The sequence below is a fragment of the Brevibacterium siliguriense genome (assembly GCF_900105315.1).
Taxonomy (GTDB): domain Bacteria; phylum Actinomycetota; class Actinomycetes; order Actinomycetales; family Brevibacteriaceae; genus Brevibacterium; species Brevibacterium siliguriense.
The window spans coordinates 155,801-170,795 of sequence record NZ_LT629766.1 but is presented as its reverse complement, the minus strand read 5'-3'; the positions used below and the strand labels follow the sequence as shown (position 1 = coordinate 170,795).

The 14,995-nt window shown below is 61.8% G+C and carries 12 protein-coding genes and 1 pseudogene; 11 read left to right on the top strand and 2 right to left on the bottom strand.

Annotated elements, in window-relative coordinates; translation table 11 throughout:
• Positions 1-31 precede the first annotated feature (31 nt).
• Positions 32-421, top strand: a complete 390-nt coding sequence (locus tag BLU88_RS00700; RefSeq protein ID WP_092009121.1) for a universal stress protein — start codon at positions 32-34, stop codon at positions 419-421.
• 86 nt (positions 422-507) lie between these two features.
• On the opposite strand, the gene BLU88_RS00695 is transcribed toward BLU88_RS00700, so the two are convergent.
• A complete protein-coding gene (locus BLU88_RS00695) occupies positions 508-3,507 on the bottom strand; it encodes an FAD-binding and (Fe-S)-binding domain-containing protein (RefSeq protein ID WP_092016979.1) in 3,000 nt (999 codons plus the stop codon).
• A 359-nt stretch (positions 3,508-3,866) separates the two neighbouring features.
• On the opposite strand from BLU88_RS00695, the gene BLU88_RS18255 reads away from it, so the two are divergent.
• The 6 genes from BLU88_RS18255 (at position 3,867) to BLU88_RS00665 (ending at position 9,660) form a co-directional block, all read left to right on the top strand.
• The gene (locus tag BLU88_RS18255; RefSeq protein ID WP_167356841.1) at positions 3,867-4,019 is read left to right on the top strand and encodes a hypothetical protein; all 153 of its coding nucleotides are present in this window, start codon (positions 3,867-3,869) and stop codon (positions 4,017-4,019) included.
• 526 nt (positions 4,020-4,545) lie between these two features.
• Complete coding sequence (locus BLU88_RS00685) at positions 4,546-5,568, top strand: inositol monophosphatase family protein (protein ID WP_092009116.1); 1,023 nt, start codon at positions 4,546-4,548, stop codon at positions 5,566-5,568.
• Between the two features lie 167 nt (positions 5,569-5,735).
• Positions 5,736-6,725: a siderophore ABC transporter substrate-binding protein gene (locus BLU88_RS00680; RefSeq protein WP_092009114.1), complete on the top strand. Its 990-nt coding sequence runs from the start codon at positions 5,736-5,738 to the stop codon at positions 6,723-6,725.
• Positions 6,725-7,759 carry an ABC transporter permease gene (locus tag BLU88_RS00675; RefSeq protein ID WP_092009112.1) on the top strand — a complete coding sequence of 345 codons (1,035 nt, stop codon included), beginning with the start codon at positions 6,725-6,727 and terminating at the stop codon, positions 7,757-7,759. Before BLU88_RS00680 ends, BLU88_RS00675 begins: the two co-directional genes overlap by 1 nt.
• Before the next feature lie 6 nt (positions 7,760-7,765).
• Positions 7,766-8,908: an iron chelate uptake ABC transporter family permease subunit gene (locus tag BLU88_RS00670; protein ID WP_092009110.1), complete on the top strand. Its 1,143-nt coding sequence runs from the start codon at positions 7,766-7,768 to the stop codon at positions 8,906-8,908.
• Positions 8,905-9,660 (top strand): iron ABC transporter ATP-binding protein, encoded by a 756-nt coding sequence (locus BLU88_RS00665; RefSeq protein ID WP_092009108.1) that lies wholly within the window; start codon positions 8,905-8,907, stop codon positions 9,658-9,660. Before BLU88_RS00670 ends, BLU88_RS00665 begins: the two co-directional genes overlap by 4 nt.
• A gap of 271 nt (positions 9,661-9,931) precedes the next feature.
• Here BLU88_RS00665 and BLU88_RS00660 read toward each other — a convergent pair whose 3' ends face one another.
• Positions 9,932-10,384 carry a MarR family winged helix-turn-helix transcriptional regulator gene (locus BLU88_RS00660; RefSeq protein WP_157688908.1) on the bottom strand — a complete coding sequence of 151 codons (453 nt, stop codon included), beginning with the start codon at positions 10,382-10,384 and terminating at the stop codon, positions 9,932-9,934.
• 98 nt (positions 10,385-10,482) lie between these two features.
• On the opposite strand from BLU88_RS00660, the gene BLU88_RS00655 reads away from it, so the two are divergent.
• The 4 genes and pseudogenes from BLU88_RS00655 (at position 10,483) to BLU88_RS00640 (ending at position 14,927) form a co-directional block, all read left to right on the top strand.
• Positions 10,483-11,583 carry a substrate-binding domain-containing protein gene (locus tag BLU88_RS00655; protein WP_092016976.1) on the top strand — a complete coding sequence of 367 codons (1,101 nt, stop codon included), beginning with the start codon at positions 10,483-10,485 and terminating at the stop codon, positions 11,581-11,583.
• 88 nt (positions 11,584-11,671) lie between these two features.
• Entirely contained in the window at positions 11,672-11,935 is a 264-nt protein-coding gene (locus BLU88_RS19090; protein ID WP_092009106.1) for an FmdB family zinc ribbon protein, read from the top strand.
• 120 nt (positions 11,936-12,055) lie between these two features.
• A pseudogene (fmdA, locus tag BLU88_RS00645) lies at positions 12,056-13,302 on the top strand (formamidase).
• Positions 13,303-13,871: 569 nt separating this feature from the next.
• A complete protein-coding gene (locus BLU88_RS00640) occupies positions 13,872-14,927 on the top strand; it encodes a hypothetical protein (RefSeq protein WP_092009104.1) in 1,056 nt (351 codons plus the stop codon).
• Positions 14,928-14,995: the final 68 nt, after the last annotated feature.

Genomic DNA, 14,995 nt, shown 5'->3' with positions numbered 1-14,995 from the left:
GAATCATCGGGGAGTCCATATACTGGGGGCCATGACGATTCTCATTGGCTACCTACCCGCTCCCGAGGGTGAGGCTGCTCTGCGTGCGGGTTTCGCAGAGGCCAAACTGCGGTCGAGCGCTGCCGTCGTGATCAACTCACAGCGACGAGGTGCCAGTGGAGCCCCGACCGAGATCGGTGAGGACGAGATCAAGCGGATCGTCGACCTCGGCAAGGAATCGGACGTCGAGGTCGAGGTGCTCCAACCCGATCACGAAGACGATCTGCCCGGCACGCTCAACGACCTTGCCGTGGAATACGAAGCCCAGCTCATCGTCATCGGACTGCGCAAACGCTCGGCGATCGGGAAGTTCATCCTCGGCTCGCAGGCACAGCGCATCCTCCTCGAAGCCGAGGTCCCGGTCCTCACGGCCAAGGCCTGAAAAGACGGCCAAGACCTGAATCGACGGCCAAAACCAAAGCCGATGGCAAGGCCCGGAACCTCGCCGAGGCGGCCCTGACCTTGGCCTCATCGCCGGGGTTCCAGCCCCCATCCCCACGCGAGGAGCTCGGCCAGCGACACGCCCTCGGCGTCGCTGAGGTCCGTGATCTGGGTGCGGCACGAATACCCGTCGGCAAGAACGACCTGCAGTCGCTCGCCTGCGTCGGACTCCACCGCGCCGGTCGTCGAAGCATCTGCGCCGACTTCCGTCGCGCGAGCCGGAGAGGCTCCTGAACCGGATCCATTCCGAGACTCCACGCCAGTGACCCGTCCCCGTTTGCGCAGAGCCGGCAGCAGAGCCACCTCGGCGACGGCGACCGAGGTCTCGAAATGACCGTCTTCGACACCGAAGTTCCCGGCCAGACCGCAGCACCCGCCGAGGAACTCCGTGCTCGCTCCGGCCCTGGCCAGCAGTTCCTTATCGGCGGCATTGCCGAAGATCGCCGACTGGTGGCAGTGGGGCTGCACGAGCGCTTCGGCTCCGGACAGGTCCGGCAGTTCGGCGCCGATGCTCAGTAAGTATTGGGCAAGGGTCTGCACTCGGTCGGCCACTCGGTTCGAGGCCTCATCGGCGACGAGCTTGCGCGAATCGTCCTTGAGCGTGGCCAAGCACGATGGTTCGACGCCGATGATCGGCACATCGCCGGTGGCATCGAGAGCGGTGATCGTCTCTGACAGATTCGCCTTCGCAGCGTCGAGCTGACCGGTGGAGATGAGCGGCAGGCCGCAGCACACGGTCTGATCGACCACCCGCACGCGCACACCGGCCTGCTCGAGCACGGCGACGGCCGCGGCGAGGATGCGCGGAGCGAAATGGTTCGACCAGGAATCGGCGAACAGCACGACTTCGGCGTTCGCGCGCGACCGCGGTGCCGCCTCGGTGGTGGTGGTCCACCATTTCCGGAAGGTCGTGGACGCGAACTGCGGGATCGAACGGCGGACGTCGATTCCGGCCATCTTCTTCGCCAGCGTCGTCAGCCCGGGCAGCCCGGAGACCCGGTTGACGGCTGGCGCGAGCGGGGTGATCAGGCGTGCGAGCTGCGGGAGAAAGCCGAGCGAATAGTGCTTCATCGGCCGCAGCCTGCCCTTATAGGACTGGTGCAGGACCTCGGCCTTGTACGTGGACATGTCCGTGCCGGTCGGGCACTCGGTCCCGCACGCCTTGCACGACAGGCACAGATCGAGGGCTTCGTGGACCTCGGGGGAGTCCCAGCGCGGCTCGAGCAGATCCCCGGACACCATCTCCTGCAGCACCCGGGCCCGGCCCCGCGTCGAATGCCGCTCATCCCGGGTGGCCTGGTACGACGGGCACATGATGCCGCCGCCGGCCGCCGAATCCGCACGGCACTTGCCGACTCCGGTGCACCGGTGCACCGCCGAGGCGAAACCCGCGGACTCGCCCTCGTAAGCCATCGCCAAGGTTCCGGGCAGCTCCTGACGCAGCGGCAGCTGAGTCAGACGGACAGACTCGTCGAGGGCATCCGGATCGACGATGACACCGGGATTGAGCAGATGCTGAGGATCGAAGAGCCGCTTGACCTGGGCAAACAGATCGAGCGCGGCCGGGGTGTACATGAGCCGCAACAGTTCGGAACGAGCCCGACCGTCCCCGTGTTCCCCGGAGACCGACCCACCGTAGCGGGCGACGAGCTTCGTAGCCGCGACCATGAAATCGCGCATCACCTGCCCACCGTTCGGGTCCTCGAGCGGGAAGTCCACGCGCATGTGCAGACAGCCGTCACCGAAATGCCCATAGGGAATGGCCCACAGCCCGTGCTCATCGAGCAGCTCCATGAGGTCATGCAGATAATCGCCGAGGTGATCCACCGGAACCGCCGAATCCTCCCACCCCGCGTGGGCGTCTCGCCCATCGGGGGTGCGTGAGACCAGGCCGGCGCCATCGGCGCGGATCGACCACACCTCGGCGGCCGCCTTGGCATCGAGGACGGCGGAGTCGAGTGAATTCGATTCGGTGATGAGCCGCTGTGTCTCCGTATCCAGATCGGTCTCGTCCTCGCCAGTGAGTTCGACGACGAGCCAGCCCGCACCCTCGGGCAAGTGTGGGACCGCCTCGGCGCCCTTGGTGTCGATGACCCGGTCGAGCATGCGCGAATCGAGGCCCTCGCAGGCGGCGACGGGAAAGTCTTTCAGCAGCGGCGCGTCGTGGGCGGCGGCGACCATGTCCGCATAGCCGAGTACGACCGCCGAGGTGAAGCTCGGATCCTTGACCAGGCGCATCTTCGCCGCGAGGATGACTCCCCAGGTGCCCTCAGTGCCGGCGAAGGCCCGGCGGACGTCGAAACCGTTCTCCGGCAGCAGGGACTCGAGTCCATACCCGGAGACCTGGCGGGAGAACGTGCCGAAGTTCGTGCGGATGGTGCCGAGATTCTGTGCGACGAGTTCGTGCAGCCGAGGGAACGTCGCGGAGGCGTCCGAGTCGTCGAGGATGACGATTGTGCCGTCGATGAGCATGACCTTCAGCGCCAGGATGTTGTCTCCCGTGCGTCCATAGCCCAATGCCCGTGGGCCGCAGGCATTGTTGCCGATCATTCCGCCGATCGTGCAACGAGTGTGAGTAGAGGGGTCCGGGCCGAAGCGCAGACCGTGCGGTTTGGCCTGTTTCTGCAGGTGTGCATGGACGCAACCGGACTGCACCCAAGCCGACTGCTCGTCCGGGTCGAGGTCGAGGACCGCATTCATATGGAGGGAGAAGTCGAAGACGATGCCGCGACCGATGGCGTTTCCGGCGATCGAGGTGCCGGCGCCGCGGCTGGTGACGGGCACCCCGAAGCGGCGCGCAACGGACAGGACTCGCGCCACCTCTTCTTCATCGTGAGGGAAGACGATGGCGGCGGGGACGAGTCGGAAGAGCGAGGCGTCGGAGGAGTACGCGGCACGGTCGGTGTCGTCGATGCTGAAATCACGGATGCCCGCTGCGCGGAATTCTTCGGCAAGAGCGGTGGAAAGCGCTGTCTGGGACTCGTCTTCGTCGACGGTCGCCCGATTCGCTCCAGTGGGATGGGCCATAGTCGTCATGTCCGCATTGTGCCACTTGGGTTGCCGGAACATCGATACCTTCCACGACGTGGAGTTGCGAGCGAGAGCCATCTTCGAGACCCTTGGAGCGTTATACGTTCGTTATCATACGTGCTCAGAACGGTGCTGCACAGTAGCCTGAGTTCCTATATCCGGGAATTCTTGGCGTCTTGACATATTCGTGGTATCTAATGGGACTACACCAATTCGTGGCAACGGGCCACTACACGAATGCAAGGGAAGAGAACATGTCTCGTCGAGCTCGTGAATTGACAGTTGATCAGACTGCATTAGTCGGCGTCGTCCGAAAGGTCGCGCGGCAGCGTTCGAAAATCAACACCGACTATGTGATGGCGATTCTTCGTGCACGTGAAGAAGGTGCGACCTTCGGTGCGATCGCCGAGGCGGCGGGCACCTCATCGCAGGCCGTCCAGGAGATCGTTCGCAGGCACGGACCGGTCAAGCGCAGCGAGCCGAAGACCGGAGTCTCCGACCCAGGCTGATCCCAGGAATCGCAGGGGCAAGACGACATTCGCCGGTCTCCTCTGCGTCCATTCTTCCCACGCAGATACCAGGGTGGTGATCCATATTCGATATGGATCACCACTCTGGTGCGATTCATGGGCGTTTTCTGACTGTTTCGTGACTGATTCCTCAAGACACCGGATGCCGGATTTCCGTTCCGGAGACAATGCGGTTGATGGGCGGACAAATCCTGGAAGCGAATTCAGCTCGAGGTGTGGGAATTGCTTCAAGATTTCACCTCATCGACTGTTTGTGAAATCGCCTGAGCCGAGGTGTCGTGACGGCAACCGCAGGTGCGTTTCAGAAGAGTGAGAATAGTCGCGCGATCGGAGCCCCTGACCTCCCTGGGTGGCTTAGATACAAGAAGTACATATTCGCCGGTGTATTGCAGTCTTGTTACACAGGATGCGGACCAGGGCCGTTCGCAGTTGGCTGTGTGATTGCGCAGGTTTCCGCTTGCGGACACTCGGACGAGGGGTGCAAAGGGTTGTCTAGAGTGGCCGTATGAACTCCGAGCTCGAATCGCTGCCCGCTGAGATCGTCGACTTTCCTCTGATCCGCATCGCCTCAGACCTCTCGCTCATGGCATGGGAGCAGATGCTCGCGTGGAAGTCCCTGCTCGGCGCGAGCCTCGACGCCAGGATCGTCGATACGAAGACCTCGCCGAATGACCTCGTCACCCGCGCAGATGCTCAGATCGAAGCGCTCGTGCGCGGCTACCTCAATCGAGTCAGACCCCATGACGTCGTGGTCGGCGAAGAAGGATCTGAGGCCCTGGATCCGGTCGAATTCTTCCCGACGGACTTCCTGCTCAAACTCCACGCCTTCGACCAGGAGTCGGGACGACTCCTGGGGCTCGGCGACGATGAGCCGGGTGCTGGAACGCCCGGCTCCCCAGGGGTGGGCGCCGGAGAGGTGGACGCAGGTCCTCGCCTGGAATGGCATGTCGACCCGATCGACGGCACCGTCAACTATGTCCGCAACATCGAACACCACGCGTTCTCCGTGGGCGTCTGCGAGGCCGCAGATGACAAAGACGTCGGCCTCGGGCAAGGCGACTGGCAGATCGGTCTCGTCGCCTCGCCCGGACTCGACGCCACATGGTTGGCAGCTGCGGGACGCGGCGCCTTTCGCATCAACGGACGCTTGGCTGACCATCGAGGGAACAGCGCTGCCATTCCGTCACGACGGCTGCGCGGCACTCCACCCGGGCTGTCCGGAAGGCTCCTGGCCACGGGATTCGCTTACGCCCTGAGCAACCGCGGCGTCCAGTTAGCCAAACTCGAAGACCTCATGACCGGCTATGACGACATCCGCCGCTGCGGATCGGCCGCGCTCGACCTGTGCATGGTCGCCGAAGGCCGGGTCAACGGCTACGCCGAGCGTGGCCTGGGCATCTACGACTACGCCGGTGGGGCCGTGATCGTCGAAGAAGCCGGACTCAAGGTCAGCCGCGGAGGATCCGGCGGCCCGACCGCCGCTGCTGATACCCAGGAGGAAGTCGACCGCCTCATCGCCGCGATCTGACTCCAGGTCCATGCGATCTGACCCCGGGTTAGCTTCGAGGGTCCCACTTCAAGTGTGATGCAGATAACGTCACACTTCTTTGACTTTATTTTTGAAGCATAGGCTAAGCTTACTTTCAGTGTGCGCACACGCTTTTCTTATACGTTCATTTCTGAAAGTGGGACCCTATGGTTTCGACTCGCCTTCAACTGAGCGCCCTGGCAGGCGTCGTCGCTCTCACTCTGGCCGGCTGCGGCTCTGCAGACTCCGATTCGGCGAAGGCCGATGACTCCGGCTCCACCATCGAGGTCGAGGACAACAACGGCAAGCAGACCGTCGCCTCGCCTCCGAAATCCGTCGTCGCCACCGACAACCGTACGTTCCAGACGCTCAGCGACTGGGGCATCGAACTCAGCGGCGGCGCCGTCTCCCTGATGAGCGAGGACCTCGACTACGCGCAGGACGATTCGATCCTCGACCTGGGCAACCACCGCGAACCCGACCTCGAGAAGGTCGTCGAAGCGAAGCCCGACCTCATCGTCAATGGTCAGCGATTCGCCCAGTTCCACGACGATCTGGCCAAGCTAGCCCCCGACGCAACTGTGCTCGAACTCGATCCCCGCGACGATGAGGACTTCGACGCCGAGCTGCGCCGTCAGACCGAGGTGCTCGGCGAGGTCTTCGGCAAACAGGATGAAGCGAAGAAGCTCGTCGACGACTTCGACGCCTCCATCGATCGCGCTCAAGCGGCATACGACGACAGTGACAAAGCCATGGGCCTGATCACCTCGGCCGGCGACATCGGCTACGCCGCACCATCTGTCGGCCGCACCGTCGGCCCCGTCTTCGACATCCTCGACCTCGCCCCGGCCCTCGAAGTCGACAAGGGCAGCGAGGACCACCAGGGAGACGACATCTCCGTCGAAGCCATCGCGAAGTCGAACCCGGACCTCATGATCGTCCTCGACCGCGACGCCTCCTTCGCACCCGAAGATCGTGACGAAGGCTCGGCCCCCGCCGCCGAAGTCCTCGAAGACTCCGAAGCTCTCAAAGACGTGCCTGCGATCAAGGACGACAAGATCGTCTACTTCCCCGAGGATACCTACCTCAACGAAGGCATCCAGACGTACACCGAGTTCTTCAACGACTTCGCCGACACACTCGAAGATCAGAAGTGATGACCCTCGCCGAGGCGGCCCGACGTCGGAGCGAAGCCCGACGTGACCGGACGGGGCAGGCCCCACGCGGGGCCGCCTCGGCGAAGGCGCCCCTGTTCGGGTGGCCGCTTCTGCTGGGCATCGTCGGGGTCGCCATCCTCCTCGCGGTCTCGCTGCTCACCGGCGTCTACGACGTCTTCGGCGGTGACGGCGGGGCCGAGATGTTCCAGATCACGCGGATCCCGCGCACGATCGCCCTCGTCCTGGCCGGCGCCGCCATGGCGATGTGCGGACTGGTCATGCAGCTGCTGACCCAGAACCGCTTCGTCGAACCGACGACGACGGGCACCACGGAATGGGCGGGGCTCGGCCTCATGCTCACCGTCATCATCTACCCCGACGCCTCGATTGTGGCACGGATGGTCGGTGCGATCATCGCGGCGTTCATCGGCACACTGGTCTTCTTCGTCTTCCTCCGCCGCGTCTCGCTGAAATCCTCGCTCATCGTGCCCATCGTCGGCATCATGCTCGGCGCCGTCGTCGGCGCCGTCTCGACGTTCATCGCGGTGCAGACGGACATGCTGCAGTCCCTGGGCATCTGGTTCGCCGGCAGCTTCACCTCGATCCTGCGCGGCCAGTACGAGACGCTGTGGATCGTCGCGGCAGTCGTCGTGGCCATCTTCGTCCTTGCCGACCGGTTCACAGTCGCAGGTCTCGGCAAGGAGATCGCGACCAACGTCGGACTCAACTACAACCAGATCGTCCTGCTGGGCACCGTATTCGTGGCCATCGCGACCGGAGTCGTCACCGTCGTCGTCGGCAACCTGCCGTTCCTCGGCCTCATCGTGCCGAACATCGTCTCGCTCATCCGCGGCGACGACCTGCGCTCGAACCTGCCCTGGGTGTGCCTGCTCGGCATCGCGATCGTCACCATCTGCGACCTCATCGGCAGGATCATCGTCATGCCCTTCGAAGTGCCCGTCTCCCTCATCCTCGGCGTCGTCGGCGCGCCCGTGTTCGTCGCTCTGCTGCTGCGTCAGCGAAAGGTTGGGTGAGTTCGGATGCGCGCAAACGACGAAACCGAATCGACCGTGACCGGCAGCGAGGCGGCCCCCAACCTGAGTGCCCGCCTGAGCGAGGGCATTCGGAAGTCCACACACATCCGGGACGGTCAGCCGCCTCGGCGACGGTCTGCCCCTGTTCATCGGTCGTCCGGACCGCTGCCGACGGTGAACTCGGTGCGTCGCTACTGGACGATGATCATCGTGCTGGCGCTCGCCTCGGCGGGGATCGCTCTGGGCATCCTGGCCTGGGACAACCCGATGCCGATCACGGACCCGGGGTTCTGGCGGATCGCGAAGCTGCGGCTGACGAACCTCGTCGTCATCGCCATGGTGGCGCTGTGTCAGTCATTCGGCACGGTCGCCTTCCAGACGGTGACGAACAACCGGATCATCACTCCCTCGATCATGGGATTCGAATCCCTCTACGTGGCGATCCAGACCTCGGCGATGTACTTCTTCGGGGTCACCGCGATCGTCGAACTCAAGGGGCTCGTTCCCTTCGTCGTTCAACTGGTTCTCATGGTCGGGCTGTCACTGGCGCTCTACGGGTGGCTGCTGTCCGGACGGCATTCCTCGGTGGCGCTCATGCTGCTCATCGGCGTCGTCATCGGCGGTGGGCTCGGCTCGGTTGCGACGTTCATGCAGCGGACGCTGACCCCGAGTGAGTTCGACGTCCTCTCCGCTCGGCTTTTCGGGTCGATCTCGAATTCGGACTCGAGCTACCTGCCGGTGTCGATCCCGCTGTGCGTGCTGGCCTGCCTCGGGCTCTACCTCTGTTCCTTGCGGCTGAATGTGATGGCTCTGGGGCGGGACATGACGAGCAACCTGGGGCTCAACTTCAAGGGCGAACTGCTCAAGGTCCTCTTCTTCGTCTCCATCCTCATGGCGGTGTCCGTGTCGATGATCGGACCGATGGTCTTCCTCGGTTTCCTCGTCGCGATGCTCGCTTACCAGTTCGCCGACACCTACGACCACAAGCGTCTCTTCCCGATGGCCGCGCTCATCGGATTCGTCGTTCTCGGCGGGGCGTACTTCGTCATGAAGAACATCTTCTACGCCGAGGGGGTCGTGTCGATCATCATCGAGATCGTCGGCGGCGGCGCCTTCCTGCTCGTCATCCTGAGAAAGGGGCGCCTGTGATCACGCTCGAATCGGTCCGCAAATCCTACGACGACGAAGTGTCGATCGGGCCCGTCGATCTGCAGATCCCGGCGGGGGGCGTCACTGCTCTGGTCGGGCCGAACGGTGCCGGTAAGTCGACGCTGCTGACGATGATCGGGCGGCTGCTCGGGATGGATTCCGGTGCGATATCGATAGCCGGCTATGACATCAGCTCGACGAAGTCGAAAGATCTCGCGAAGATCGTGTCCATTCTGCGGCAGGAGAACCACTTCATCACTCGGCTGACGGTCCGCCAGCTCGTCGGCTTCGGACGGTTCCCGCATTCGAAGGGGCGACTGACGACCGCCGATGAGGAGGTCATTTCGCAGGCGATCGACTTCCTCGAACTCGGTGAGCTGGAGAATCGGTTCATCGACGAGCTCTCCGGCGGCCAGCGGCAGCGCGCCTATGTGGCAATGGTGTTGGCGCAGGACACAGACTACGTTCTGCTCGACGAGCCGCTCAACAACCTCGACATGAAGAGGTCGGTGCAGATGATGCAGCATCTGCACCGGGCCGCCGCCGAGATGGGGAGGACCATCGTCATCGTTCTCCATGACATCAACTTCGCCGGTCACTACGCCGACCACATCTGTGCGGTCAAGGACGGCGCCGTCACCGAGTTCGGCACACCTGAGGAGATCATGACCGGAGAGGTGCTGTCCAGGGTGTTCGACACCCCGGTCGATGTCATCGACGGTCCCCGCGGACCCTTGGCGGTGTATTTCTGACGCGTCGCGGGCGGCGCGGGCTTCATACCGGGTGGATTCAGCACAGCGGGCAGGTGGCCGCCCGGACTTCCAAAACAGATCTCGTCCAAACCATCAGGACGCGAACAGATGCCAGGCACCAAATGTGTTCGGTGGTGCACTTATTGTGATTGCGCGTGCAAGAAATGTGGTCGCCCGCGCACTAAATGTGATGGCCAGAATTGTCGGATGTGGCTTCGGGTGCGGGATTTGAGTGCGCCTTACCGTTGTGGAGCCCAACAGCGGGCGTTTCTCAAGCTGAGGTGGGGCCGGGATGAGTGAAGATGCGGGAAAGCAGTTCCGTCAGCTGAGCTTTCTCGGATGGGGAGAGCTCTGCAAGCAGATGGTCTTCAGCTTGGTCGACTGACGGTCGGAGTTCGTCGACCTGGCGGATGCCGCGTTGTGCTAGGCGGACCAATACTCGCCGTCGATCGGCAGCGTCGCTTGTCCGATACACCAATGAGCGCGTGACCAGTCGGTCGACGACACGAGTGAGTGTGGCACTGCTTGTGCCGACAGCATCGGCAAGAACGGACATTGTGCAGCCGTCGAATTCGTACAGGGCCTCGAGCACTCGCCATTGGTCCAAGGACAGATCCGTGTCAGACAGTGCGGCCAGAATATGACGTTCGACTGCATTCGCGGAGCGCGACAGAAGGCGCATGTTTGCACCCGTGGAGGTGTGTTCAATAAGTTCTGAGTCCACGAGATCTTTCCTTTTCTGTCCGATCGCCCTAGATTGAGAAGCAATCCTTTCATATGAAAGTACCATCTCCGATGACGCGAGGAGGCGACGTGGGGCGGATGCCTGCATTTCACGAGGCTCGGTCTGGTCACGTGCTGAAGGTGGGGTTGGCCATTCCGCTGCAAGGCCCCGGAGGTATTTTCGGGCCATCCTGTGAAGCGGTGGCTGAGCTGTATGCGCGGCAGTCGAATGCTGCATCGGGAGTGATCGGTCGGCAGATCGAACTGGAGATCATCGATGCGGGAGCGCCACCTGCACTAGTGGCGGCTGAGGTGGGCCGCCTCATTGATGGTGGGCAGATCGATGCACTCACCGGGTGGCACATCTCGTCGGTTCGAGAAGCACTGACTCCGGTGACGACAGGGAGGATCCCCTACGTCTATACTCCGCTGTATGAAGGCGGGGAGCGTGAACCAGGGGTCTTCTGCACTGGCGAAACTCCCGAGAGGCAGATTGCTCCGGCGTTGGAGTGGTTTCGTGCTGAGCTGGGATTGAGGCGCTGGCATATCGTCGGCTCAGACTACGTCTGGCCGAAGAGATCCGCCCGAGCCGCACAGGATTTCGCGCGCGACCTCGACCTGGACGTGCTCTCAACGAGTTTCATTCGTTTCGGACATGCTGATTACAGCTCCGTTCTCGACGAGTTGGAGGCCTCGACATCCGGCGACGGCGTGCTGATGCTCCTTGTCGGGCAGGATGCCGTGGAGTTCAACCGCGAGTTCTTCGCACGAGGCCTGCAGCGGCATTTGGTGAGGTTTGCACCCCTGATGGAAGAGAACATGCTTTTGGCCTCAGGCGGAGGAGCCTGCGAGAACATGTACGTGGCCGCCGGATACTTCCGATCTTTGACCACGGAGAGTTCATTGGACCTTGTCGGAGCATATGCGTCCGAATTCGGCGCTGCCGCACCGCCGCTGAACAACCAGGCAGAGTCTTGCCTTGAAGGTATCACCCTGTTGGCCGAGTTGATCACTGCCGCCGGCAGCACCGAGCTGGGCGACATCTTCACGGTGACGGACGGGTTCGGATACGAGAGCCCCCGCGGAAGTCTGGAGTTCCGAGGCGGCCACGTGCATCAGCAGATCCACCTGGCCCAGGCTGAGTGGGCAGACTTCGATGTTCTCACCACTTTCCAGCAGCGCAATCGTGCTCTGCGCTAGCGACTGACTGCGTATCGGCAGGAGGGCCGCCTCTTGACTATTGTTTTCAAGTGAAACTATTGTGATTGAAAGCACATGGAGGTGCCCAATGCCGACATACTCGTATGCCTGCACCCGATGCGGGCCGTTTTCCCTCTTCCGTCCGATGTCTCAGAGTTCTCTTCCTGGAGACTGTCCAACCTGCGATGAACAGAGTCGCAGGAGTTATGAGGTTCCTCATCTGAGTGAGTTGAACCCTTCGCTTGACCGAGCAGTAGCTCAATCCGAACGCAGCGCCGAAGCTCCGCAAGTCACCCGCAGTATTCCACCCGCGCGTGGTGTTACCGGAACTGGACGCGTGGCCATGAGGTGACTGCAGGGTGCTGCGTCCTCTGATAGCCGATGTGGACTCTCACCTGTGGCGAAATCCTGATGGACTTATCCCAAACTGACCCGTAGACACAGTTGTTCTCTCTATCAAAGGAGCAAAGCAATGCCTGAAGTTGTGTTCAGTGTCGATCACGACAAGTCGATGCGCGATCAAGCAGTCCCCGGCCATAATCGTTGGCATCCTGATATTCCATCTGCCGCAACCATCAAGCCGGGAAGTCTCGTCCGCATCGATAGCAAGGAATGGACTGACGGACAGATCGGCAACAATGACTCGGCAAATGATGTCCGGGATGTCGATCTCGACCATAACCACATGCTGTCGGGTCCGTTCGACATCGAAGGTGCTGAACCGGGAGACCTGCTCGTCGTCGACATCGTCGATCTCGGACCTGCCACTCAGACTCCGGGTGACAACTGCGGCGAGGGTTGGGGGTACTCGGGCATCTTTGCGAAAGTCAACGGCGGAGGTTTCCTCACCGACTACTTCCCCGGCGCGTACAAAGCCGTGTGGGACTTCCGCGGGCAGGAATGCACCTCACGCCACATCCCCGGAGTTCGATATACGGGAATCCAACACCCGGGACTTGCCGGAACGGCTCCCTCGCCTGAGCTGCTGTCGCGGTGGAACAAACGTGAGCAGGCGCTGATTAATACGAACCCGAGCGGGTGCCTCCGTTGGCGATTCCGCCCACGGTCGCCTCGGCGCTGGCGGGAACAGCCGACGCCGAGATTGCGGAACGGGTCGCGCAGGAGGGCGCGCGGACGGTTCCTCCTCGCGAACACGGCGGCAATATGGACGTCATGAACCTCACCCGAGGTTCCCGCGTGTACTACCCGGTGTACGTGGACGGCGCGAAGTACTCGGTCGGTGATCTGCACTTCAGCCAGGGAGATGGTGAGATCAACTTCTGTGGAGCTATCGAAATGGGCGGATTCATCGATCTGAACTTCGAGGTGATCAAGGGAGGAATGGAGACGTACGGGGTAACCCACAACCCCATATTCCAGCCCAGCCGCGTGGAACCGACGTACTCTGAGTGGCTGACGTTCACGGGAATCTCGGTCGATCACAGAGACGATACGAACCTGTACATGGATGCGACCGAAGCGTACCGGAACGCCTGTCTCAACGCTATCGAGTACCTCAAGAAGTGGGGCTATACCGGCGAACAGGCGTACCTCATCTTGGGCACTGCGCCGATCCAGGGGAGGTTGAGTTCTGTGGTCGACATTCCGAATGCGTGCTGCTCACTGTTCCTGCCGACGGAGATCTTCGACTTCGACATTCGGCCAGGCGGGGATGGCCCAGTCAAAACTGATCGCGGTCAGGTCGCAGTGATGACCTGACGTTTCGACCCGCTGCAAGTCAGCATCAGGCAGGACTCGCATGGGTTTGAATGAGACGCGGGGCGCTCATCAGTGCGTGCGAGTGGTGAGGCCGGGCGGATCTGGGTCCATTCGGTGACCAGGCCCGCCAAATCACAGTTCGTCCAATCCATCAGGACGCAGACTGGTGTCAGGCACTGGATGTGACGCAGAGGCGCGGCTGAAGAAGTGACACGCGTACGGAAAGTGGTGACATGCGCACGGAACGTGATGCTTGGCTTCACCGAATACATACGTGTGGCCAACGACAGGTTCGCATCAGGAGGCCGACTCGAACGCTCAAGTCTGTGGACCGTCGCATAATGTCACGGCGCGCGATCTGGCATAACGCTGCCCCTATATGTGGAATTGCCTGACTGCGCTGGTGCATTTTTGACGACCGGCGAGCCGGCCTGGAGCTGACACTCGACGTCACACGCCTGTGGATTTCCCGGCCACTCGACCACTGGAGGCCAGTGGATAACTGTTTCATTTACACAGGGCCGGCCTGAAGGCTCGTCTAGAGGTAGGACGTCGCACAGACTCACTATATGAAGAACGTTGTCTATCGCCAAGAGTTCATTGCCGCTGGGATCGCTTCCCGCACGATCAAACAGGCTTTGAGCTGTTGCCTACTCAGACTCTGTGCTGGAGTGTATTCGATCATTCGGAACTGTCGAGTGCCTGCTCATCGGCGTATCGCCGCGTTCATCGACGACCGAGACTGGGTCGAATTCCACGCCGGAAAGTCTTCGGCTGACCTGCAACATGACTTCAAGTATCAGAATGTCCTGCGCGCGCTGACGGTTCGCAGCTATCGTCGCTACCGGCCCGATGACACAATTTCCGGCATCTCGGCAGCTTTCCTCCATGGCATCCCCCTCTATAAGGAACCCGAGGGACCTATTACGGTGGTGCATCCGAGCAGCAACTCCCGATCAAACGAAATCGTCCGATCTCGGTCTTCCCTCGATGATGAGGACCGAACTGAATTCGGTCGCCTGCGAGCCACCTCGGCGATTCGCACGAGTCTGGATCTGATTGGGATTCGAGGTCAGCCAACGGCGTTCGCTGGGATGGAGTGGGTGCTGCGGCAGTCGGTGATTCGAACGACTCCGGGATTCAATCCACGTTTCGGCTATTCGCAGAAGTTCCGTGAGCTGGGGCAGAAGCATATAGACGAGTATTTCCTGCCAGCAGTCGGAAGACTCAGAAAAGGGCATGTGACGGCGCAGAGCATGGCCGAGTCGCTGAGCCCAGTGTCCGAGAGCATCGCTGAAAGCTATTGCTCGTTGAACTTCAAAGCACTGCGGCTGACGGGAGTCGAACAGCAGGTGAGGATCGATGACGAACGAGGGTTCATCGCCCGGGTGGACTTTCTACATCGAGAAACCCGCACAATCATTGCTGTTGACGGCAGCGAAAAGTACGCGCTGATGGGAGCCGGCCTCTTGCGCAGCGAGGGAGAACAGCAGAACAGGCTCCTCGGATTAGGGTACAGAATCGTCCACTTCACTTTCCAAGAACTGCTGCACCTCGACGATTTCTCGGCGAAGCTGTTCGCGCAGTCGCCTGAGTTGAAGAACTTCGCTGGTGCGCGGAAGTGACAGCGCGGTCAACGGGAGCGTCAGCGCAGACTAACGAAGTGGCAAACAGCATGTAAATGGCCGTACGC

Bases quoted from the DNA above. Each gene is read 5' to 3' on its own strand.
- BLU88_RS00700 (WP_092009121.1), top strand. From the start codon at position 32: ATGACGATTCTCATTGGCTACCTACCCGCTCCCGAGGGTGAGGCTGCT.
- BLU88_RS00695 (WP_092016979.1), bottom strand. From the start codon at position 3,507: ATGGCCCATCCCACTGGAGCGAATCGGGCGACCGTCGACGAAGACGAG.
- BLU88_RS18255 (WP_167356841.1), top strand. From the start codon at position 3,867: ATGGCGATTCTTCGTGCACGTGAAGAAGGTGCGACCTTCGGTGCGATC.
- BLU88_RS00685 (WP_092009116.1), top strand. From the start codon at position 4,546: ATGAACTCCGAGCTCGAATCGCTGCCCGCTGAGATCGTCGACTTTCCT.
- BLU88_RS00680 (WP_092009114.1), top strand. From the start codon at position 5,736: ATGGTTTCGACTCGCCTTCAACTGAGCGCCCTGGCAGGCGTCGTCGCT.
- BLU88_RS00675 (WP_092009112.1), top strand. From the start codon at position 6,725: ATGACCCTCGCCGAGGCGGCCCGACGTCGGAGCGAAGCCCGACGTGAC.
- BLU88_RS00670 (WP_092009110.1), top strand. From the start codon at position 7,766: ATGCGCGCAAACGACGAAACCGAATCGACCGTGACCGGCAGCGAGGCG.
- BLU88_RS00655 (WP_092016976.1), top strand. From the start codon at position 10,483: ATGCCTGCATTTCACGAGGCTCGGTCTGGTCACGTGCTGAAGGTGGGG.
- BLU88_RS19090 (WP_092009106.1), top strand. From the start codon at position 11,672: ATGCCGACATACTCGTATGCCTGCACCCGATGCGGGCCGTTTTCCCTC.
- BLU88_RS00640 (WP_092009104.1), top strand. From the start codon at position 13,872: ATGAAGAACGTTGTCTATCGCCAAGAGTTCATTGCCGCTGGGATCGCT.